15 protein-coding genes are annotated in these 20702 nt (G+C 58.9%); 4 read left to right on the top strand and 11 right to left on the bottom strand.

Annotated features, from left to right (window positions below; translation table 11 throughout):
* Window positions 1-87: 87 nt before the first annotated feature.
* The 3 genes from BK662_RS07070 to BK662_RS07060 all read left to right on the top strand — a co-directional run bounded on the left by BK662_RS07070 (window position 88) and on the right by BK662_RS07060 (window position 3656).
* A complete protein-coding gene (locus BK662_RS07070; protein WP_123357479.1) occupies window positions 88-852 on the top strand; it encodes an AraC family transcriptional regulator in 765 nt (254 codons plus the stop codon).
* A gap of 93 nt (window positions 853-945) precedes the next feature.
* Window positions 946-2067 carry an HlyD family secretion protein gene (locus BK662_RS07065; protein WP_123357478.1) on the top strand — a complete coding sequence of 374 codons (1122 nt, stop codon included), beginning with the start codon at window positions 946-948 and terminating at the stop codon, window positions 2065-2067.
* Entirely contained in the window at window positions 2064-3656 is a 1593-nt protein-coding gene (locus BK662_RS07060) for a DHA2 family efflux MFS transporter permease subunit (RefSeq protein ID WP_123357477.1), read from the top strand. The genes BK662_RS07065 and BK662_RS07060 overlap by 4 nt, the downstream gene beginning before the upstream one ends.
* Before the next feature lie 148 nt (window positions 3657-3804).
* Here the strand turns inward: BK662_RS07060 and BK662_RS07055 are convergent, their stop codons facing one another.
* The 7 genes from BK662_RS07055 to BK662_RS07020 form a co-directional block, all read right to left on the bottom strand.
* Entirely contained in the window at window positions 3805-4131 is a 327-nt protein-coding gene (locus tag BK662_RS07055; RefSeq protein WP_123357552.1) for a hypothetical protein, read from the bottom strand.
* Window positions 4132-4481: 350 nt separating this feature from the next.
* The gene (locus BK662_RS07045; protein WP_123357475.1) at window positions 4482-4790 is read right to left on the bottom strand and encodes a contact-dependent growth inhibition system immunity protein; all 309 of its coding nucleotides are present in this window, start codon (window positions 4788-4790) and stop codon (window positions 4482-4484) included.
* Window positions 4787-9451 carry an RHS repeat protein gene (locus tag BK662_RS07040; RefSeq protein WP_123357474.1) on the bottom strand — a complete coding sequence of 1555 codons (4665 nt, stop codon included), beginning with the start codon at window positions 9449-9451 and terminating at the stop codon, window positions 4787-4789. The genes BK662_RS07045 and BK662_RS07040 overlap by 4 nt, the downstream gene beginning before the upstream one ends.
* Window positions 9452-9766: 315 nt before the next feature.
* A complete protein-coding gene (locus BK662_RS07035; RefSeq protein WP_123357473.1) occupies window positions 9767-10207 on the bottom strand; it encodes a carboxymuconolactone decarboxylase family protein in 441 nt (146 codons plus the stop codon).
* Between the two features lie 244 nt (window positions 10208-10451).
* Complete coding sequence (locus BK662_RS07030; RefSeq protein WP_123357472.1) at window positions 10452-11897, bottom strand: mechanosensitive ion channel domain-containing protein; 1446 nt, start codon at window positions 11895-11897, stop codon at window positions 10452-10454.
* Window positions 11898-12097: 200 nt separating this feature from the next.
* The gene (gene ycaC, locus BK662_RS07025) at window positions 12098-12724 is read right to left on the bottom strand and encodes an isochorismate family cysteine hydrolase YcaC (RefSeq protein ID WP_123357471.1); all 627 of its coding nucleotides are present in this window, start codon (window positions 12722-12724) and stop codon (window positions 12098-12100) included.
* A gap of 127 nt (window positions 12725-12851) precedes the next feature.
* Window positions 12852-13718 (bottom strand): pirin family protein, encoded by an 867-nt coding sequence (locus tag BK662_RS07020; RefSeq protein WP_123357470.1) that lies wholly within the window; start codon window positions 13716-13718, stop codon window positions 12852-12854.
* 106 nt (window positions 13719-13824) lie between these two features.
* On the opposite strand from BK662_RS07020, the gene BK662_RS07015 reads away from it, so the two are divergent.
* Window positions 13825-14733: a LysR substrate-binding domain-containing protein gene (locus BK662_RS07015; RefSeq protein ID WP_123357469.1), complete on the top strand. Its 909-nt coding sequence runs from the start codon at window positions 13825-13827 to the stop codon at window positions 14731-14733.
* A gap of 27 nt (window positions 14734-14760) precedes the next feature.
* Here the strand turns inward: BK662_RS07015 and BK662_RS07010 are convergent, their stop codons facing one another.
* From BK662_RS07010 to BK662_RS06995, 4 genes are all read right to left on the bottom strand, one after another.
* Entirely contained in the window at window positions 14761-18000 is a 3240-nt protein-coding gene (locus tag BK662_RS07010; protein ID WP_123357468.1) for a transporter substrate-binding domain-containing protein, read from the bottom strand.
* Window positions 18001-18627: a response regulator transcription factor gene (locus BK662_RS07005; RefSeq protein WP_123357467.1), complete on the bottom strand. Its 627-nt coding sequence runs from the start codon at window positions 18625-18627 to the stop codon at window positions 18001-18003.
* 54 nt (window positions 18628-18681) lie between these two features.
* Entirely contained in the window at window positions 18682-19140 is a 459-nt protein-coding gene (locus tag BK662_RS07000) for a helix-turn-helix domain-containing protein (protein WP_123357466.1), read from the bottom strand.
* Between the two features lie 159 nt (window positions 19141-19299).
* Window positions 19300-20637: a lysine N(6)-hydroxylase/L-ornithine N(5)-oxygenase family protein gene (locus BK662_RS06995; protein WP_123357465.1), complete on the bottom strand. Its 1338-nt coding sequence runs from the start codon at window positions 20635-20637 to the stop codon at window positions 19300-19302.
* Between the last annotated feature and the right edge of the window lie 65 nt (window positions 20638-20702).

The raw sequence follows: 20702 nt of genomic DNA, 5'->3' as shown, positions 1-20702 counted from the left end.
TTCAAGAAAAAACTGCCGAGGAGTTTAAGAGGCCGTGACTGACGTATTATCCAAATTATGACAATCAATCGTTTAAATCGGACAACTATGGCCTGGCTCGATGCTCACGCACAATTCAACCCCGACACCTCCCCGGCACTGGTTATCGGCATCGCTGCGACCATGGGCGATCACGATTCCGGGCTTCATCGACACGCATGCGGGCAGTTGTTGTTCACGCGTCAGGGGTGCATGCGCATCACACTGGCGCAGCAATTGTGTTTATTGCCGCCGTCCCGCGCCGCATGGATTCCGCCAGGTATCGTTCACCGCGCCGTAATGCAACAGAGCGTGGACTATCGATCCATTTACCTGAAACCAGAGTTATGCGCCGAATTGCCGCAACAGGTTTGCGTCATTGAAGTCAGCCCGCTGCTGCGAGCGGTACTGGAACCGATCGCCGGGGCCGACTTCGACACCGATTGGCAACAGGGCAAGTTCGTCCACCTGTTGGGCCTGTGCCTGAGCGAGATTCGTGATGCCACACAACAACCGATGCTGCTGCCTCTGCCTCGGGACAAGCGCCTGATGCCACTGCTCGCGACACCAGAAAAACTGCCACCGGAACTGCAGGTGCTGGAAAGACAAATCGGTGCCAGTGGCCGGACGATCAGTCGAATCTTCCAGCGCGAAACCGGTATGAGCTATCAGCAATGGCGCCAACAATGGCGGTTGATGCGCGCCATGGAATTACTCGCCACGGGACGCAACCTCAGTTACAGCGCATTCGAACTGGGATTTGCCAGTGACAGCGCGTTCATCGCGTTCTTCAAGGACATGACCGGCATCACCCCTGGCGCGTGGCTTAAGTAAGCGACGACCGGCAGCAGAAATTAATTGCCAGTGAATATTACCTGCATCATATTACATCTGTAATAAAGCCTCGTTTCCCACAGGTATTTCTCTATGACCAGCATGCCCAGCCTTGAACCCGACCTTGCTGTCGCGGTGAACACACCCAGGCCTCCCCTGCTTAAAAGGCTGCTCTTGATGACGGCGACCATCGCGGCGTTGGTGTTTATCGGGCTGTACGCGACCCATTGGTGGACCGCCGGGCGTTTCATCGAGGAAACCGACGATGCCTACATCGGTGGCGACGTCACAGTGATCGGGCCGAAGGTCGCGGGGTATATCGAAGAGGTGCTGGTCACCGACAACCAGAAGGTCAAGGCCGGGGATGTGTTGATTCGGCTCGACGCCCGTGACTACCGCGCCAACCTGGCCAAGGCCGAAGGTGCGGTGGCTGCCGAAGAAGCGTTGCTCGCCAACCTCGACGCTACCGAACAACTGCAACACGCGGTGATCGGCCAGGCCCGCGCCGGCATCGATGCTACAGGCGCCGAAACCGCGCGCTCGCGGGACGATAACGCTCGCTACAAACGCCTGGTGAACAGCAATGCCGTCTCGGTGGAAAGCGCGCAACGAGCCGACGCCACCTTCAAGACAGCACAGGCGCAGAGTGCCCGGGCCCAGGCCGAACTGCTGGCCGCGCAGCGCCAATTGAACGTAATTGAAACCCAGAAACAGCAAGCGCGCGCCGCGTTGATACAAGCGCGGGCCGAGCGTGATCTGGCGCAATTGAACGTCGGTTACACCGAGTTGAAAGCCCCGGTCGACGGCGTGATCGGCAATCGTCGGGCACGGGTCGGCGCTTACGCCCAGGCCGGTTCGCAACTGCTGTCGGTGGTGCCGGCCAGCGGGCTGTGGGTCGATGCCAATTTCAAGGAAGATCAGCTGTCGCGGATGACGCCGGGCCAGCGCGTGATCGTTCATGCCGACGTGCTCAAGGGGCGTGAGTTCCACGGTCATCTGGACAGCCTCGCGCCAGCCAGTGGTTCGCAGTTCAGCGTGCTGCCAGCGGAAAATGCCACTGGCAATTTCACCAAAATCGTCCAGCGGGTACCGGTGCGAATCCTGCTCGATCCCGCTGACGGCGTGCTCGGTCATCTGCGCCCCGGTTTGTCGGTGACTGCAGAAGTGGACACCCGCGCCGAGCCTGAAATCCCGACCGTGGCCCGCGCGCCATGAGCCGCGCCCTCGCCGCCCCCGCGCAGCCGTTCAACGCCGCCAACATGGCGACGGCGACCAAGGTGTTCGCCTTCGCCACGATGTGCATCGGCATGTTCATTGCGCTGTTGGACATCCAGATCGTCTCGGCGTCGCTGCGTGACATTGGCGGCGGGCTCTCGGCCGGCACCGACGAAACCGCGTGGGTGCAGACCAGCTACCTGATCGCCGAAATCATCGTGATTCCACTGTCGGGCTGGCTGTCCCGAGTGTTCTCGACCCGTTGGTTGTTCTGCGCCTCGGCGGTGGGTTTCACCCTGGCCAGCCTGCTCTGCGGAGCGGCCTGGAACATCCAGAGCATGATCGCCTTCCGCGCCCTGCAAGGCTTTCTTGGCGGTTCGATGATCCCGCTGGTGTTCACCACCGCATTCTTTTTCTTCACCGGTAAACAACGGGTGATCGCCGCCGCGACCATCGGCGCCGTGGCCTCGCTGGCACCGACGCTGGGCCCGGTGATTGGAGGCTGGATCACAGACATTTCGTCCTGGCACTGGCTGTTCTACATCAACCTGGTACCGGGGATCTTCGTCGCGGTGGCGGTGCCGATGCTGGTGAAAATCGACCAGCCGGAATTGTCGCTGCTCAAGGGCGCCGACTACCTGAGCATGCTGTTCATGGCGGTGTTCCTCGGTTGCCTGGAATACACCCTCGAAGAAGGCCCACGCTGGAACTGGTTCAGCGACAGCACGATTCTGACCACTGCCTGGATCAGTGGCCTGGCCGGATTGGCCTTCATTGGTCGAACCCTGCACGTGGCCAACCCGATCGTCGATCTGCGCGCTTTGAAAGACCGCAACTTCGCCCTCGGCTGTTTCTTTTCGTTCGTCACGGGGATCGGCCTGTTCGCGACGATTTACTTGACGCCGCTGTTTCTCGGCCGGGTGCGCGGTTACAGCGCGCTGGACATTGGTTTGGCGGTTTTTTCCACCGGAGTGTTCCAGATCCTGGCGATTCCGCTGTACGCCTTTCTGGCCAATCGCATCGACCTGCGCTGGATCATGATGACTGGCCTTGGGCTGTTCGCCTTGTCGATGTGGGATTTCAGCCCGATCACCCACGACTGGGGGGCTAAAGAGTTGATGCTGCCGCAAGCCTTGCGCGGGATTGCTCAACAACTGGCAGTGCCGCCAGCGGTGACCCTGACCCTCGGCGGGTTGGCACCGGCACGGCTCAAACATGCGTCGGGATTGTTCAACCTGATGCGCAACCTTGGCGGCGCGATGGGCATCGCCGCGTGCGCGACCATCCTCAATGACCGCACCAACCTGCACTTCACCCGGTTGGCGGAGAACCTCAACAGCACCAACGAAGCACTCAATCAGTGGCTGTCCCAGGTCAGCAATAACTTCGCCGCCCTCGGCCAGAGCGGCGACATCGGCGTCACCGCCAGCCTGCGTCAGCTGTGGCTGCTGACCTACCGCGAAGCGCAGACGCAAACCTACGGCGACGCGTTCCTGATGATCATGGTCTGCTTCATCCTCGCCACGGCGATGGTGCCCTTGATGCGCAAGGTACAACCACCGGCCGCGCCGAGTGCCGATGCACATTGAGGCTTGTCCCCGTTGAGTCGCGAAGCGGCAAGCCTGGTTCTCCTACAGGGTCTTGCGTCGTTCGCAATAATTACACACGACACAAAACCCTGTAGGAGGCGAGGCTTGCCCGCGAAGACGCCGGATCAGACACCCGAAATCTCTGAAACTAATCCGCTGCTGACTGCGCCCTCAACCGCCGCCCAATCACATCCAGCACATCGCACCCATCCCGTAACGGAATGGCGCAGAGCAAGGCAAAGTCACTGAGAATCATCGAATCGCATTCGACTGAGCCGCGCATGGACATGTTTTCGAGCACCTGCGTTACGGCACGAATTCGATAGCTGGCGGCATCGGTCAGGATATCCAACGGCGCGTGGGTATCGACGAACAGAGTGGGCATGTCGGTGCAATTGCTGGTGAGCGCCATGAAGCGGTTTTTGGGATGGGGGATTGGTTTTTCGTAGGGTGGCTCGGGTGTAAGTGTTGTCATTAGAAACTCCCAAAGAAGAATAGGAGCTGCCATCAGCCTTCCTACAGGCTAGGGTGGCAGCTATGCGCGAGGTAGGAATATCGAGACCTTTGGGAAAACTCGACCACGCCAAAGCGTGCCCGCGCATAGCCGCCGCAAATGATCTTACGGACGCATGTTAACGGCCGCAAACCAAGCATTTACGCTATGAGCATCCCATCGGTCTTGAAGGGTTCCTACACCCTGCCACTGAATTTTCAGTGGCCGCCAAAGAATATCGATGGAACGCATTTCACACCAGTTCATGGAAATCGCTACGAGTTGAAGGAAACTTCCGACGAGCTTGTCCAGAAATTTCGCAAACACTGTCATCAAGGATGATCAAGTCGACTAGCCAATCTGTCAGCGATATGGCGTAACCAAAACTCACCTGATTCCCATGCAATCCAATAGCAGTAATAACAGCTCAGCTCTTTCAGTAAATATTCCCGCAACACAAGCTCGTCTTTCCGCTGATCAAGCAACACATTGAGCTCTTGCCGGACCACCCTTAGATCCCCAGGATCGGAGTCAGCTAAAAAAGCATCAATCACTTGCTCAGCCGTATCATGCTCGACTGTCCAATCTTGATGAAAGTACGCTCCAAAAAAATCGTGTAGCTCGGGGAACTCTCTGCTCATATCTCTGGAAATCCTGTTAACAAAAAATATCCCTCAGGCCGCCGGGCATCCTTAATTAATACCAACAATACCTTCGTTGCTGACAGATATTCGGTACGTCCGTTCGGCAAGCTGACGCCTACTGGGTAGGGAAACTCATGAGTAATTGTCGTCTTCCCTTTTCCCCCATTAAGGAATTTTTCGATCTTTGTTTTATTTGCATCTAATGCTCTCGCAGAAGCTGACTCAGCAGTAGCTCGATCAGGAAATGTTGATGCCGCAGGGATAGTTGGTTCCGCTTCTAACCTTTGAGCTAACTGCATATTTGTTCTACCTATGTGCTTCGCGATGAGATGCCCACCTTGAGCTTCATGCGCCGCCAAGCCTCCACCAGGAACAATTTCGCTATACGGCCCATCGGCATCTATATCGCCGGGGCACGGGTTGCAAGCCAATCCCAACGGATCAACCCACCCCGTCGGATTCGGCGTGTACTGGTACTGGTTCAGCCCGCCGGCCAACTTGATTGGATCCGGCGTCAAATACCGACCCACCTCCGGATCATAGTACCGATGCCGGTTGTAGTGCAGGCCACTCTCGACGTCGAAGTACTGCCCCTGAAAGCGCAACGGCTGATCGAGCTGCTCGCCCCCACCGAACGCTAGATGCGTGACCTTGCCGTAGGCGTTGTACTTCGCCGACCACACGATCTCGCCACCAAAATCGGTCAGTTCCTGCGGAGTGCCGAGGTGATCGAGCTGGTAGTAGAACGGGCAGGCCTTTTTCGGGCCCTTGCCGTCGAGCATCGCCAACGGACGGAAGCTACCCGGTTCATAGACGTAGCTGCGGTAATGCTCACGGCTGCTTTCAGCAACGAGGTGGTCGCCCTGCCAGAAAAATTCGGTGGTTTTACCGTCGACGGTTTTGGCGATGCGGCGGCCGAAGGCGTCGTAGCGGTAGCTTGAGCAACGACCATCCGGAGTGGTGACGCCGACCAGCCGGTGCTGGCTGTCGTAGCGGAATTCGGTGACGAGTTTCTGCGCGGTGCCGCGGCGCTCGCGGATAAGGTTGCCGAAGGCGTCGTAGTCGTAATGGCGGTCGCCTTGCATGAGCAGGCGATTACCCAGCACCTTCGCGGCGCCGGGGCGGTCCTGCATCAGCAGGTTGCCGGCCGGGTCGTGGGCGAAGCTTTCCGCTGGGTCGTCGCGGGTGTGGCGGACGCGGGTCAGGCGGTTGAGCGGGTCGTACTGGTAGCTGCGTTGGCCGTGGCGGGTGTCGGCGATGTGGTCGAGATTGCCGTTGAGGCTGTAGGCATAGTCGCGGCGGTACAGGTTTTTTTGCTGTTGGCTGACGGCGTGGGCCTTCAAACGGCCTTGGTCGTCGTAGGCGTATTCGCTGAGCAGCAGACCCTGCTGACGGTTTTGTTCGCGACCGAAGGCGAATTGATGGGTGGTGAGGCGGGTGCCGTTGAGGTCAATCGCCGTCAGCGCGCCGCCCTTGGCGTGGTGGTAGTCGAGTTTGCTGTTGTCCGGCAGGCGCAGGCGGTTGAGTTGGCCACAGGCGTCGTAGGCATAACGCAAGGTGCCCCAGCCCTGATGCTCGGTGATCAGGCGATCCTGTTGGTCGTACTCAAATTCCAGCGGATGGTCGTGGCTATCGTCGACGCTGGTCAGTCGGCCCAACGAGTCGTAGTGGTATTCGACCTTGATGCCATCGGGCAATATTTTGACCAGCAGCCGTCCGGCCGAGTCCCGCTCATAAGCCGTAACCAGCTGCGAGCCGTCATCGCCAAACTCGGTTTTCTCCAGCAGCTGCCCATTGAGATCGTAGACGTACGCGGTGCGGCGGCCGTCGAAACCGGTTTCCTGTCGGATCAAGCCATTGGGTGTGTAGTCCAGCTGATATTGTTCGCCGGATTCGTTTTCGATTTCCGTGAGCAGCAGTTGCGCGTTGTCGTAGCGGTACTGGAGCTGCGTGCCGTCGGGGTTGATGCGGCGGCTGACCAGGTGCAGGTCGTCGGCGTATTCGTAGCGGGTGACGCGGCCCAGTTCATCGCGTTCGGCGGTGATCTTGCCGTAAGCGTTGTAGCTATAGGCGCGGCTGGCGCCAGTAGGCAAAATCGTCTGGAGCAGTCGGCCAACGGCGTCCCACTGGTAACGGGTGACGGTTCCGTGTTCGTCCTGACGGGTAATCTGCCGCCCCAATGCATCGTAGGAAAAGCGTCGCTGACCACCGTCCGGCAAGGTCTCTTCGAGCAACTGCCCCAAGGCATTCCAGACAAACACATGGCGGCTGGTGTCCGGGTAGCGGATCGACAGCAAACGCCCCTGAGCGTCGTAGTGATAATGGGTGACCTGCCCATCGGGATCAGTGGCCTCGGTGACATCGCCCTGCGCATTACGCCGATATTTCCACACCGCTTTGCCGCGATAGCGCGCATGCAGGAAACCGTTGCGATACTCGTAGGCCGTTGGCTCGTCTTCCGGCGGAATCAGCGCCACCAACCGTCCGACTTCGTCGTAACGGTATTCGGTGATGGCCCCGAGCGGATCCTGCTCGGCAATTAGTCGACCTTGATCGTCATAGGCCTTGAGGTGTTCGCCGCCGTCCAGTTCGACCTTGCGTACCAGCCGCGCGCGGTCGTCATGAAGGTAAACCTCTTGGCTGCCATCGACGTTATGAACCGTGACGCTGCCCTGATCGTCCCAGACATAGCACGCATCCATCTGCGCAAACGACGCCCAGTGCCGGACGCAGCGCGCCGCCTTGCCGGAGCGTTCCCACGCCCAGAAGAAACTCGCGCCACCGGCCAACTGCCGCTGCAGAATCACGTTCCGGTCGTCGTAGTCGTAACGCTCGCTTTCCCCGGCGGCGTTGCTCGCTTCGATCAGCTGAGCGCATTCGTCGTAGCGATAACTGACCAGCGTCTGTTCGGTGTGCCAGGCCTCATCAAGGGTCTGCGCCGGGACAAACACCTGATAGTCGACAGCGATCAGATGAGCGCGGTCATAGCGCAACAGCAAGGCACGGCCGGCGCCGTTGTCGAGGCGTTGAATGCGCTCCTGGCGGTCGCGGGTGATGCGCAATCGGTTGTCGTACGCGTCGCTGATCGCCGTCAGCCGACCGTTATGAAAGTGGTAGAAACGCGCCTCGTCGCCAGCCTGGGCGAGGATCAGTTCTTCGGAATCATCACCAAGATAAATCGCGGCGCGAGAGAGGCTGTTGTGAATGACTGGGCGTTCGCGATTCGGTAGCGGGAACGTGGTGCGACGGTTTTCGTGGTCGACCCAGATGACGCTGTCGCCGTCGATTTCCAGCCGATGGGTGAGCGAATGACTCCAGCCAAAACCCAGCCCGCAATCGATCTCGGCGGCGCTGGTGCGATAGAGCCGGGTGAAGTCAAACGGCAGGATGCCGTCCAGCGAACCATCGGTGAGGGTCAGCAGTTCTTCGCCGGTAACCATCGACACCGGGCATTTATTGGTCGCGGTTTTATCGGCGGAATCGGCGCTGTCGCCGTTGGGGTTGGTCGCCTGTTTCGACGCGTCGTCGTGGTGTTCGTTTTGCTTGAGCGTGGTGTTGCGTTTGGCATCCCAACGCAGTTGCATCCGACCTTTTTTCAGACCCGCTGCCACACCGCGTGCGGCGACGGCTTTGTACTGGTCGACGTACTTCATGAAGGTGTTGAGGATATTGAAAGTGGCCTCGACAAATCGCATCGCAAGGCCAGCCAGCAACGCCCCGTACTTAATCCCACGAAGTGTGAGATAGGCCTTGGCGGCGGGTATACCGACACCCGTCCAGGCCAACGCCAAAGCAATCAGAATATCGATCAGCACCGAAACAATGACTTGGCTGGTCACCTCTGCCGAGTTGCCGGCGATCTCGCTGGGTGGGAGCATTTCCAGCCACAGACTCGCGGTACGCAGCAGTAAACAGAGCGCCGCTTCGTCACTCGCCAGCAGCTGGACTTTGGCCATGACCTCCGGCGCCGTCTCCGCAAGCCTGGCCAACTCATCGGCGCCGCTGCCCAGCCGTTCAGCGAACTTGCGGGGATCCCGAAGAATGTCCGAGAGCAGGCTGAGGCTGTCCCAAACACCGATGACCGCCGCCCAACTGCCCGCCAGCATGCCGTTACCGGCAGCCGAGAAAGTCGATTGCGACCACTGCGGTTTGAAGCCTTCCCACTCCTTGTGTAGCCAGCCTTCCAGCTCGATGGTCAGGCCTTTGTAGGAATCAAAAAGGTCATTGATTTTCGAGGGTGTAACTTCACCCTGGACATGAACGCGGTAGGACTTGCCCTCTTCTCCTCGGAATGTTCCCTTGCCGTGTTTATCGAGCGTCACCGGCGTCGACTTACCGCCATCCATGGCAATCACATCGACCTGAATGTTCCCCAACGGAATGTCATAAACCGATTCGAACTTGCTCTCGATTTCCAGAATCCCGCCTTGCGGGCACTGGACGACGGTGGAGATAAAGTCGTCGTCACCACTGCTGACAATGGTGCTGGCATTGCCGAAGCTGATGATCCGTTCCATGCCCATCAGCGATGGCAGATCCGCCACGTGGCTGACCTTGTCGGCATTGCGACTCAAGAAGCCACCGAGCTGTTGGCGATACAAACTCAGCGTGTCTTTGAATCCGTCGAGCTCGTGCTCGATGCGGGCGATGTGCTCCATCAACGCACCGAACGACAGGAGGCGGGGTTAAAAAACGGTTCGAACATGAGCAATCCCTCGCGCAGAAAATTAGGCGCGAGGACTTTGCGGGGGATCGATCAGGAAAGAAGTCGGGAAAGGTGGAAATAGCCGTAGGGGGATTCGCTGATTAACAGCGACTCAATAACGCGTAATCCAGGTGGGAGCGAGCCTGCTCGCGATGACGGCAGTACATTCAGCATCAATGTTGGCTGACCCGTCGCTATCGCGAGCAGGCTCGCTCCCACCGGGGCTGCGGTGTTCAATTCCTTAACTGACTGAATTTAGAGCCAGGCGTTACGCCTGAGGCATTTTGCGGAAACCCACGGCCAGGCGATTCCAGCTGTTGATGGTGGAAATCGCCACGGTCAGGTCGACCATTTCCTTGGGGCTGAACTCGGCGCTGAGCAGTGCATAGTCTTCGTCCGGGGCATGGGTCAGGCTCAGTTGGGTCAGGGATTCGGTCCAGGCCAGCGCGGCGCGCTCACGATCGGTGAAGAACGGTGCCTCGCGCCAGGCCGTCACGGCGAACAGCCGGCGTGGCGTTTCCCCGCCCTTGATGGCATCGGCAGTGTGCATGTCGATGCAAAACGCGCAGCGGTTGATCTGTGAAGCGCGCAGCTTGACCAGTTCAATCAACGACTTTTCCAGCGGCAGCTTCAAGACGGCGGCTTCCAGGGCCATCATGGCTTTGAGACCGTCCGGGGAAGCGGTGTAGAAATCGATACGAGGTTGCATGGTGAGCTCCAATCACAGGTGGGGTTGGCGCTACGTTAATGCGGACCTGCCGTTGAACAAATAGCCAATTATTGGGAAGTTGAGGATGCCAATGGACCACAAGATTTTCAGTGACTGTGCCGACGCTTTCGCGAGCAGGCTCGCTCCCACATGGGCTTTGTGTCAGACATCAGTTGTATAAGCACCAAAGATCAAATGTGGGAGCGAGCCTGCTCGCGAAGGGCCGGAACAGGCAACCAACACATCAGCCGCTACGCTTGCGCAACCACTGCAAAAACCCTTTCTTCTCCACCACCTTGGGTGTTTCCTGAATCAGCATCTGAGCCTTGTTCAAGCGGAAATCCAGCAACGCCTTCATTGCTTCGCCAATGTCATGCCGCGCATCCAGGCACGGTTGGAGGTATTCCTTCTCGATCCGGTACAAGCTGCAGACCGTCTTGGCGCTAAAGTCCGCCGGCATTGCCGTATCGGACAAAATCCCGCCCTCGCCGATCACCTCTCCCGGCCCCATGCGCCCGGTTTCGAACTTGACCCCACCGCGGCTCAGCTCCACCGACACGACGCCGGACTCGATGATGAACAAATGATCGCTGACCTCCCCCGCCGGCAGGATCATTTCACCGGCGCGGAAGGTTTGCAGCTTCATGTTCTGACTGAAGGTTTCTTTCTCTTCCTGACGCAGGGTCGAGAAAATGTTCGAGGCGTCCAGCAATGCCCGTGGCCGCGACAGGTTGGCAGGTGCGATCGGTTCGACGTTCGACAACAGGCTGACACCGCTGGCCTGCAAGTGCCGGAACGCCAGGTCGAACAGCAGATTGCGGACCATGCGTTTCTGATCCATCGAGACGACGAAACCACTGATTTCGTATTCCACGCCCGTGGCGCTGGAGCCTTTCAACGCTACGCACGGCGCCGGTTTAGTCAACAGATAGCGGCATCCTTGCATCGCCCGTTCCAGCGCGTCGATCACCGTTTGCGGACGTGCGTGCGGGCTCAGTTGCAAGCTGATGGAGACGCCGAAAATGTCACTGGGCCGACTGAAGTTGATGATCTTGGCCTTGGCTGCCAGGGAGTTGGGGATCACCGCCATGCTGCCCTGGGCCGTTTGCAGGCGCGTCGCGCGCCAGTCGATGTCGATGACCCGGCCTTCGGTGCCGTCGATGGAGATCCAGTCATCCAGTTGATAGGGTTTGGTGGTGTTGAGGACGATCCCGGAAAACACGTCGCTGAGGGTACTTTGCAAGGCCAGGCCGACGATAATCGCCAACGCACCGGACGTTGCCAGCACACCTTTGACCGGCAGATCGAGTACGTACGCGAGGGCGGCGATAATCGCGATCAGGAAAATCACCGCGCCAAGCAAATCCTGCAGCAAGCGCCCGGTGTGCCCGACCCGTTGCATCATCACCGCACCGATCAGCACCGTCAGAGTGCGCGCGCCGAACAGCCACCAGCCGATCTGCAAACCGGTGGCCGCCAGGTGCAGCGGGACGTTGTCGACCCAGGGCGCCGTCTCCATGGGGTTCATGCCTTCGTTGAACAGCAGCATGCTGAACAGCGCGAAAATCACCAGCCGCACGACCAGTTTCCAATTGCTGCCGCTGGCTGTGATCAAACGCCACAATCCCAGATCGATCAGGATAAGAATCAATGCGCTGATCAATGGGTGTTCGGTGAGCAGTGACAGCATCGAGCGACTCCAGCAAGGGCCAATGGCGCAAAGATCTCACAGATTGCAGGAGCTGGCGAAGCCTGCGATCTGCAAAACACCACAAAACAAATGTGGGAGCGGGCTTGCTCGCGAAGGCTGCTTCACATTCAACAATAATGTTGACTGTTACACCGCTTTCGCGAGCAAGCCCGCTCCCACATTAGAGAGGTGTTGTCGGGTTACTTGCTGTTAGTCAGGGTGTTGTAGCTGGTCATCAGGTTGCGGTAGTCCGGGATGTGGTTGGAGAACAGAGTCGCCAGGCCTTCCACGTCGTTGCGCCAGTCGCGATGCAGTTCACAGGCCAGGCCGAACCAGGTCATCAACTGGGCACCAGAGGACGACATGCGATCCCACGCCGATTGACGGGTCAGTTCGTTGAACGTGCCGGAAGCATCGGTCACCACGAACACCTCAAAGCCTTCGGCCAGGGCCGACAGTGCCGGGAATGCCACGCAAACTTCGGTTACCACACCGGCGATGATCAGTTGTTTCTTGCCAGTGGCCTTGATCGCCTTGACGAAGTCTTCGTTGTCCCAGGCATTGATCTGGCCTGGGCGAGCGATGTACGGCGCGTCCGGGAACAGTGCCTTGAGTTCCGGCATCAGTGGGCCATTGGGACCGGTTTCGAAACTGGTGGTCAGAATCGTTGGCAGCTTGAAGTACTTGGCCAGGTCGGCCAGGGCCAGCACGTTGTTCTTGAAACGGTCCGGATCGATGTCGCGCACCAGAGAAAGCAGACCCGCCTGGTGATCGACCAGCAGAACGGCGGCGTTATCTTTGTCGAGACGTTTGTAGGAAGTAGTCATGGGGTAATCCTCGCTTTTTATCGATGCCGAACGGGCCGGCGTAAGTGAACTCTGTTTTTTCGTTTCAACGCGGCCAGGCAAGCGTTGTCAGCCAAGCCCGGCACGCCATAGCGCTACAACAATGATTTCAATCACTCATCCGGCCGAACCGGCCCGACTGGAAGTCGGCAAAGGCCTGGTGAATTTCTTGCTCGGTGTTCATCACGAACGGACCGTGGCCAACGATGGGTTCGTCGATCGGCTCGCCGCTGAGCAGCAGCACCACAGCATCGTTATTGGCTTCCAGACTGAGCTGATCGCCGTCGCGTTCGAACAACGCCAACTGCCCTTCACGCACCAGTTCCTTTTGATTGACCTGAACCGTGCCACGCAGCACCACCAGCGCCGTGTTGCGCCCTTCGTGCAGATCCAGGGTCAGCAACTTGCCGGCGTTCAAGCGAACATCCCACACATCGATTGGCGTGAAGGTGTGCGCGGGGCCGCTATGGCCTTCGAACTCACCGGCGATCAAGCGCAGACTGCCAGTGTTGTTCTTGAGCGGGATGTTCGGGATGTCACCGTCGAGAATCGTCTGGTAACCGGGCTCGGCCATCTTGTCCCTGGCCGGCAGGTTGACCCACAGCTGCACCATTTCCAGGCTGCCGCCGCTCTTGGCGAAACCTTCGGAGTGGAACTCTTCATGGAGAATCCCCGAGGCCGCGGTCATCCATTGCACGTCGCCGGGGCCGATCTTGCCGCCGCTGCCAGTGGAGTCGCGGTGTTCCACTTCGCCCTTGTAAACGATAGTCACGGTTTCGAAACCACGGTGCGGATGCTGACCAACGCCACGACGCTCGGTGGTCGGGGTGAATTCGGCGGGACCGGCGTGATCCAGCAGCAGAAACGGGCTGATGTGTTTGCCCAGGTTGTCGTAGGAAAACAGCGTGCGAACCGGAAAACCGTCGCCGACCCAATGGGTTCGCGGGCTGGTGTAGATACCGATGATGTTTTTCATCTTTTCCTCCAAATCTGTTTATGTGACGCGATGGACAAAGCTTAAAACCGCGACCTTTGATGCGCTAGACTGCAAAAATCAGCCTTAGCGTTCTATTTGGAGAACGATGGTGGAAGACCTCAATACCCTCTACTACTTCACCCAAGTGGTAGAACACCACGGTTTCGCCCCGGCCGGACGCGCGCTGGACATGCCCAAGTCCAAGCTCAGCCGACGCATTGCCGAGCTCGAAGAACGCCTCGGCGTGCGCTTGCTGCACCGCACCAGCCGGCATTGCTCGTTGACCGAAATCGGCCAGGCCTATTACCAGCGTTGCCTGGCCATGCGGGTCGAAGCCGAAAGCGCCGCCGAACTGATCGAACGCAATCGCTCCGAACCCCAGGGCCTGGTGCGCATCAGTTGCCCGACCGCGCTGCTGAACACCTGGGTCGGGCCGATGCTGACCCGCTACATGCTCAAATACCCGTTGGTGGAGTTGTTCATCGAAAGCACCAACCGCCGGGTCGATCTGATCCACGAAGGGTTCGATATCGCTCTGCGCGTGCGCTTTCCACCGCTGGAAAACACCGACATGGTGATGAAGGTGCTGGGCAACAGCACCCAATGCCTGGTGGGCATTCCGGCGTTTTTGCAGCGCTTGTCGTCACCGGCCACGCCGGCTGATCTCAGCGGTCTGCCGAGCGTGCATTGGGGTGGCGCGCAGCGTGAATATCAGTGGGAATTGTTCGGCGCCGACGGTGCCGGCGCGCTGATTCGTCATACCCCGCGGATGGTCACCGACGACTTGCTGGCCTTGCGTCACGCGGTGCTCGCCGGCATCGGCATCGCCCACCTGCCTAGCGTGGTGGTGCGTGATGACATTGCCGCCGGCCGACTGGTGGAACTGGTGCCGGGCTGGACACCCAAGTGCGGGATCGTGCATGCGATCTTCCCCTCACGACGCGGATTGTTGCCGTCAGTGCGGACCTTGATCGACTTTCTCGGTGAGGAATTCAGTCACAGTGACATCGCTTGAGGCAGGCGATAGACGAGAAATCAAACCTCAGCCCTGCTCAAGACTGTGATCCAGGCGCGTCATGGCTTGATGCAACTGATCGACGGCTACGTCAATCAATGCGGCATCGCCCTTGCCACATGCACGCTCCAGTTGTTCGCAACACTCGACCAGGCTCAGCGCCCGGACCATCTGCGCCCCGCCCTTGATGCGATGTGCCAGGTCCTGCAAGCCATGGTGATTGCCGCTGGCATGTTCTTGCAGCAGGCGTTCGCGATCATCGCGGTTGGTCACGGCCAGGTCGCGCAACAGTTGGGTGATCAGTTCATAGTCGGCCCCTGTGTATCGCTGCAGCCCGCTTAAATCGATTTCGACCATGGAAAGCCCTTCGGTCGCGTCTGCCGGTTCGCTGGAAAATCTCGTGGCCAGCCATGTACTCAGGTCGACCAATCGAATCGGTTTAAACAGGCAATCGTCCATACCTGCTTCAATACAACGGGTTTTCACCTCGGCTTGCGCATTGGCGGTGAAGCCCAGAATCACGGTCGGTTGCCCCACTTCAAAGCGTTCCTCATCGCGGATCGCACCCGCCAGTTCATAACCGCTGACCACCGGCATGTTGCAGTCGGTGATGACCAGATCGAAGGTGTGTTCACGCCATTGCTTGAAACCTTGCTGACCGTCCTCCGCGACCCGAACGTGGTGCCCCAGATAACTCAGTTGCCGCGAAAGCAACAACCGATTGGCCGGGTAATCATCGACCACCAGAATCGTCAGAGGGCGGGTCTTTAACTGTGATTCACTCCCCGACATTTCAATGACGGGCAACGTGTGCAATGCGACCAGCTCAAGGCTGATGTCCACCCGGGTGCCACGCCCCAGAAGGCTGTTGAGCTGCAAGCGACCACCCATCATTTCACACAACGTGCGACTGATCGCCAGCCCCAGACCGGAACCCTGTCGGCCTGATTGCTGACTGTTCCCGGCCTGCACGAAAGGGCTGAACAGTCGTTGTTGGTCAAAGGCGCTGATACCGATGCCGCTGTCCTCGATGCGCACACTGGCCACGAGACGGTCAGGCGGCGCGGGCACAATCCGCATGCTCAGACTGACCTCGCCTTCGTGGGTGAACTTGATTGCATTGCTCAGTAGATTGGAGAGCACCTGTTTGAAACGCGTGGGGTCGACCAGCACATCACGGTCGCTGTGCTCGTCCAGTTCGACCCGCCACTGCAGATTCTTCTGCCGTGCCAAGCCTTCAAAGACCCGGCACACCGACACTACCAGCGCCTGCAAATTGGCCCGCTCCGGCGACAGCGACAGATGCCCGGACTCGATACGGGCGATGTCCAGAATGTCGCCGATCAATGCCAGCAACTGCTGCCCGGCATTTGACGCCACCTCGATGGCCGCGCGGTCGGTAATGCCCTCGTCTGCCCGTTTCAGCGCCAGTTCAAGCATGCCGAGCAGTGCATTCATCGGCGTGCGGATCTCATGGCTCATGGTGGCCAGGAATGTGGTCTTGGCCCGGTTGGCATCGTCGGCGGCGTCCTTGGCGTCCTGCAATTGTTTGAGCCACTGCTGACGCTGACGAATCTGCCGACGCTGCCAGACGATCCAGGCCAGGGCGAGCAGCAACAAGGCGCCGGCCACGACGAAGGCCTGGAGAATTTGTTGGCGATGACGCAGCCAGTAGCTTTCCTCCAGCATCAGGTCATTGCGCCAATACTGAGTCATCTCGTCGATCTCTTCGGGGGCGATACTGAGCAGCGCCTTGTCCAGTATCGAATGCAGCTCGGGGGCGTCCCGACCGGTCGCCAGCGTGCTGCGAGCGGGATCGACGCCAACGGTGCTTGTCACTTGCAGACGACCGCGATACAGCCGGGAAATCATGTAACGGGCGCCGATCAACGAATTGATACCGCCGTCAGCCTTGCCTTGGGCGACCATTTCCATCGCATCTGCCGTCAACGGTGCATTGACCAGCCGGATCTGCGGAAAATGCTGACGGATGAATTCGCCGGCACTGTTGCCCTGGGTAACGGCCAGGGTTTTGCCGGCCATGTCATCAAGCGTCACGGGGCTGCCCGGCTCTGCGCGAGTTACCAGTACATTCGGGCTGGTCAGAAACGGGCGAGTGAACTGCAACTCGGCTTCACGTTCGATGCTGGGGCTGATGCCTGCCACCAGATCGATCTGCCCGGTCCTGATCCACTCGAACATTTCAGCGACGGACTTTGTCGGTCGTATGTCGAACGTCAAGCCTGTGCGCAGGCTGATTTTCTCCAATACATCAGCGCCAATACCGCGAAACCTGCCTTCGCTGTCGAAGAAGGAAATCGGCATCAGATTTTCATTGATCGCCACCCTCAAATGCGGATGCTGCTTGAGCCAATGCTGCTCGGTCACGCTGAAATGCAATGGCTGAGTGCCCGAAATAGAGGCGCCTCCACCACCCCAGCGGCGCAAGATATTCATTTGTTCATTGGTCGTGATCGCCGTCAGCGCCTGGTTGACGATACGCAACAACCGGCGATTATCGCGGGCCACGGCAAAGGCGAAACGGCCGGGCTCCATGGAAGAAAAATCGGCCAGCTGGACGTTGTTCAGGTAGTTTTTGCTGATCAGGTATTGGGCGCTGATCGCATCGCCCAGATAGACATCCGCCTGACCGAACGCCACGGCCCCCACCGCCCCCAGCGTCGAAGGAAAGAGCTCGACCCGTGCCTCGGGATAAAACTGCTGCACATATTGCTCGGGCAAGTAGTGGTACAGCATCGCCAGGCGCTTGCCGGCCAGTGCCGGGGTCAGCGTGTGAGGCGAATCGGTGCGGGTCACCAGTACCGGTTGATCGACGGCATAGGCGCTGGACTTCTGTAGCTGCGGATCCTGTGCCTCATAACTATTAGCCGTTCCCAGCAGGTCAGCCGTCCCTAGTTTGAGCGCCTGGACGGCCTCTTCTCGCGACCCGTAGCGTTGAACGTCGATCTCCACCTGCAAAAGCTGTTTGAGCAAACCGGCGTAGTCCGCCGTAACCCCCTCCAACGCATGGCCCGTGGTAGTGATGTCGAAGGGGGGATAATCCGGGGCAGAGATGGCAAGCACCAACCGGCCCTTTTGCTGCAGCCAGCGTGAATCGGCCTCCGACAGCTTGACCGTAGACTCTTGCGCGTGGGAACGACTCAGCAAGGTCAAGGTTTGCGGCTGGGCACTGACATACGACACCCATAGGCCAAGCCCCAGCAACAGCAGGCTTTTCAGGCAGCGAAAGTGTCGGAGGGCGTTCATTCAGATCAAATGATTGCGTCGGGCAAGATCCCGCAGATGCACCGACGATTCCACGTTGAGTTTTCCGATCAAACGGGTTTTGTAGGTACTGACGGTCTTGTGGCTCAAATGCATGATTTCAGCGATGACCTTGTTGCTCACGCCCCGTGCCAGATGCTGGAAGATCGTCAATTCGCGGTCCGACAGATTGTCGATCATCTGCTTTTCGCTGCGCTGCAACATACTCAATGACACTGAACTCGAGGGCAGCTGCGTGAAATAGGTGTATCCCCTCATCACGGCGTGCACGGCTTTGTGCAGATGCTGCAGATCGTTGGTCTTGGCGACATAGGCCGCGGCACCGGCGCGCATGCATCGATCCTGATAAAACATCGGCTCCTGGGACGTGAAGACCACGATGCGACACCGCAACTCGCCGGCCTGAATCCGTGCCAACACATCCAGCCCGTCGAGGGACGGAATGTTGAGATCCAGCACCACCAGTTCAGGCTTGTATTCGCGAATCATCGGCAAGACCTCATTACCGCTGGAGGCTTCGTAGATGCGTTTGTATCCCTCAAGCTGGAGGACGATTTTGACTGCGCTGCGAATCACCGGATGATCGTCCACAATCAACGCTGACTTCATGGCAACTCCCTAGGCAAAAACACGAGCACTCACTGCCCATGAGCAAGGTCCGGATTAGACGCAGTAGCTGCGCATGGACTTTTGCATGGAATGCCGGTCTGAACTACCTGACAGAAATGATAGTTCAGACGAACGGTCCTGCGAATCAATGAACGCCATCAAGCATTGAATTGATGCGAGGCCAGGCAAGACGTGACTGACCTGAATCTTCTGTTGCCCCCTGGCCGGAAATGGTGGAAACCAAGCCTGTTGGCTGTCGTAGATCAGCACACGCTCCAGTTGCCGGTTATCGAGGCAGTAATCCACCAAGTCCAGATTCCCACCCGCCAGCGCGGCATCGATGACCAACAGATCGAAGGGTTCGCGAGCGTACTCCACCAGGGTCAGCAACTCTTCCAGGCTTTGCACCGGCGCTACCCGGTAATAACCGAGCTGGTTGAACCAACGCTCGATTCCCAACCGGTTAAAGTGTTGTTCGTCAGCGATCAGGATGCGAAAGGACTTGTTTGACAATGGCGCCCCCCTGAAGGGTGTCAGATTAATGAGGGCGCAAGGCTACGGAAGACCCCTCGGGCTTTCTGTAGGACTTTTCTGAAATACCGCCCCCCTTTCGGACGCGCTCCTGTAGTAGGCGTTGTGGCAGGCTGTGATCTTTTCAGGAACGACTCAATATCAGCTCGCTGTGGCCAACAACACGTCCACCACCGACCGACCATGCCCACGCGACTTGTCATGGTCATACAGCGAGCCGGCAATTTCATCGGCACGGATCGGCAGGATCGACAGCAAGGTGTCGCTCAAACCGTGGCTGGCCTGGCAGAAGCCCTGCATGTAGATGCCGGCCTTGCAACGCTCGTCGGTGATCAGTTTGTAGTTGCGGTCGACCTCGAAATCGCCCAGGTACTGTTCCAGCGGCGCCAGCAGCTTGCGGTGCATCTGGCGCTCGTAACCGGTGGCCAGCACCACGGCGTCGTAATGGCGAACCGTGACTTCGCCGGTGGCATTGTTGCGCACCGCCAGCTCGATACCGCGCTCGGTGGCGGTGGCTTTTTCGACGGTGGTCAGGGTACGGAACGCGTGGCGCGCGATGCCCGAGACTTTCTGCCGGTAGAAGATGCCGTAGATGCGTTCGATCAGGTCGATGTCCACCACTGAATAATTGGTGTTGTGGTACTCGTTGACCAGGCGCTCGCGTTCGCTGCTGGCCTGTTGGAATACCAGGTCGGTGAACTCCGGCGAGAACACTTCGTTGACGAACGGGCTGTCATCGGCCGGCTTCAGGGCCGAGCCACGCAGGATCATGTCCACCTGCACCGACGGGAAGCTGTCGTTCAGGTCAATGAAGGCTTCCGCCGCACTCTGCCCGCCGCCAATGATCGCGATGCTCATCGGTTGGTTGTTCACGCACGGCTGCTTGGCCATGCGCTCCAGATACTGGGAATGGTGGAACACCCGGCGGTCATCCTTGAGTACCTTGAATGCTTCGGGAATGCGCGGTGTACCGCCGGCGCTGACCACTACCGAGCGGGTGGTGCGCACATGCTGCTGCCCTTGCGTATCACGCGAGATCACCCGCAGTGCTTCGACCTGCTGGTGGTGCAGCACCGGTTCGATGGCCAACACTTCCTCGCCATAGCGGCTCTGCTCGGTAAATTGCCCGGCGACCCAGCGCAGGTAGTCGTTGTACTCCATGCGGCACGGGTAGAAGGTGCCGAGGTTGATGAAGTCCACCAGACGACCGTGGTGCTTGAGGTAATTGACGAAGGAATACGGGCTGGTCGGGTTACGCAGTGTCACCAGATCCTTGAGAAAGGAGATCTGCAGTTCGCTCTGGGTGACCAGGGTGTTGCCGTGCCAGCGGTAGTCCGCCTGCTTGTCGAGAAACAGCACATCCAGCTCGCCCTGGCTCGGCCCGCGTTCTTGCAGGGCGATGGCCAGAGCCAGGTTCGAAGGGCCGAAACCGACGCCGATCAGGTCGTGAACGATGGGCGATGCAATTGCCTGTGTCATTTCCAGTGTCCTCTGGATGAACCCCGGACCAGCGGGGATAACGCCTGGGTGACCTGACCGGCCTT

This window comes from Pseudomonas frederiksbergensis, assembly GCF_003732275.1.
Classification (GTDB): Bacteria; Pseudomonadota; Gammaproteobacteria; order Pseudomonadales; family Pseudomonadaceae; genus Aquipseudomonas; species Aquipseudomonas frederiksbergensis_H.
The sequence above is the reverse complement of the archived record's forward strand: the minus strand, read 5'-3'. Positions and strand labels throughout refer to the sequence as shown.

Excerpts from the sequence above, each read along its gene's own strand:
- BK662_RS07070 (WP_123357479.1), top strand. The coding sequence starts at position 88 with ATGGCCTGGCTCGATGCTCACGCACAATTCAACCCCGACACCTCCCCG.
- BK662_RS07065 (WP_123357478.1), top strand. The coding sequence starts at position 946 with ATGACCAGCATGCCCAGCCTTGAACCCGACCTTGCTGTCGCGGTGAAC.
- BK662_RS07060 (WP_123357477.1), top strand. The coding sequence starts at position 2,064 with ATGAGCCGCGCCCTCGCCGCCCCCGCGCAGCCGTTCAACGCCGCCAAC.
- BK662_RS07055 (WP_123357552.1), bottom strand. The coding sequence starts at position 4,131 with ATGACAACACTTACACCCGAGCCACCCTACGAAAAACCAATCCCCCAT.
- BK662_RS07045 (WP_123357475.1), bottom strand. The coding sequence starts at position 4,790 with ATGAGCAGAGAGTTCCCCGAGCTACACGATTTTTTTGGAGCGTACTTT.
- BK662_RS07040 (WP_123357474.1), bottom strand. The coding sequence starts at position 9,451 with ATGGAGCACATCGCCCGCATCGAGCACGAGCTCGACGGATTCAAAGAC.
- BK662_RS07035 (WP_123357473.1), bottom strand. The coding sequence starts at position 10,207 with ATGCAACCTCGTATCGATTTCTACACCGCTTCCCCGGACGGTCTCAAA.
- BK662_RS07030 (WP_123357472.1), bottom strand. The coding sequence starts at position 11,897 with ATGCTGTCACTGCTCACCGAACACCCATTGATCAGCGCATTGATTCTT.
- ycaC (WP_123357471.1), bottom strand. The coding sequence starts at position 12,724 with ATGACTACTTCCTACAAACGTCTCGACAAAGATAACGCCGCCGTTCTG.
- BK662_RS07020 (WP_123357470.1), bottom strand. The coding sequence starts at position 13,718 with ATGAAAAACATCATCGGTATCTACACCAGCCCGCGAACCCATTGGGTC.
- BK662_RS07015 (WP_123357469.1), top strand. The coding sequence starts at position 13,825 with ATGGTGGAAGACCTCAATACCCTCTACTACTTCACCCAAGTGGTAGAA.
- BK662_RS07010 (WP_123357468.1), bottom strand. The coding sequence starts at position 18,000 with ATGAACGCCCTCCGACACTTTCGCTGCCTGAAAAGCCTGCTGTTGCTG.
- BK662_RS07005 (WP_123357467.1), bottom strand. The coding sequence starts at position 18,627 with ATGAAGTCAGCGTTGATTGTGGACGATCATCCGGTGATTCGCAGCGCA.
- BK662_RS06995 (WP_123357465.1), bottom strand. The coding sequence starts at position 20,637 with ATGACACAGGCAATTGCATCGCCCATCGTTCACGACCTGATCGGCGTC.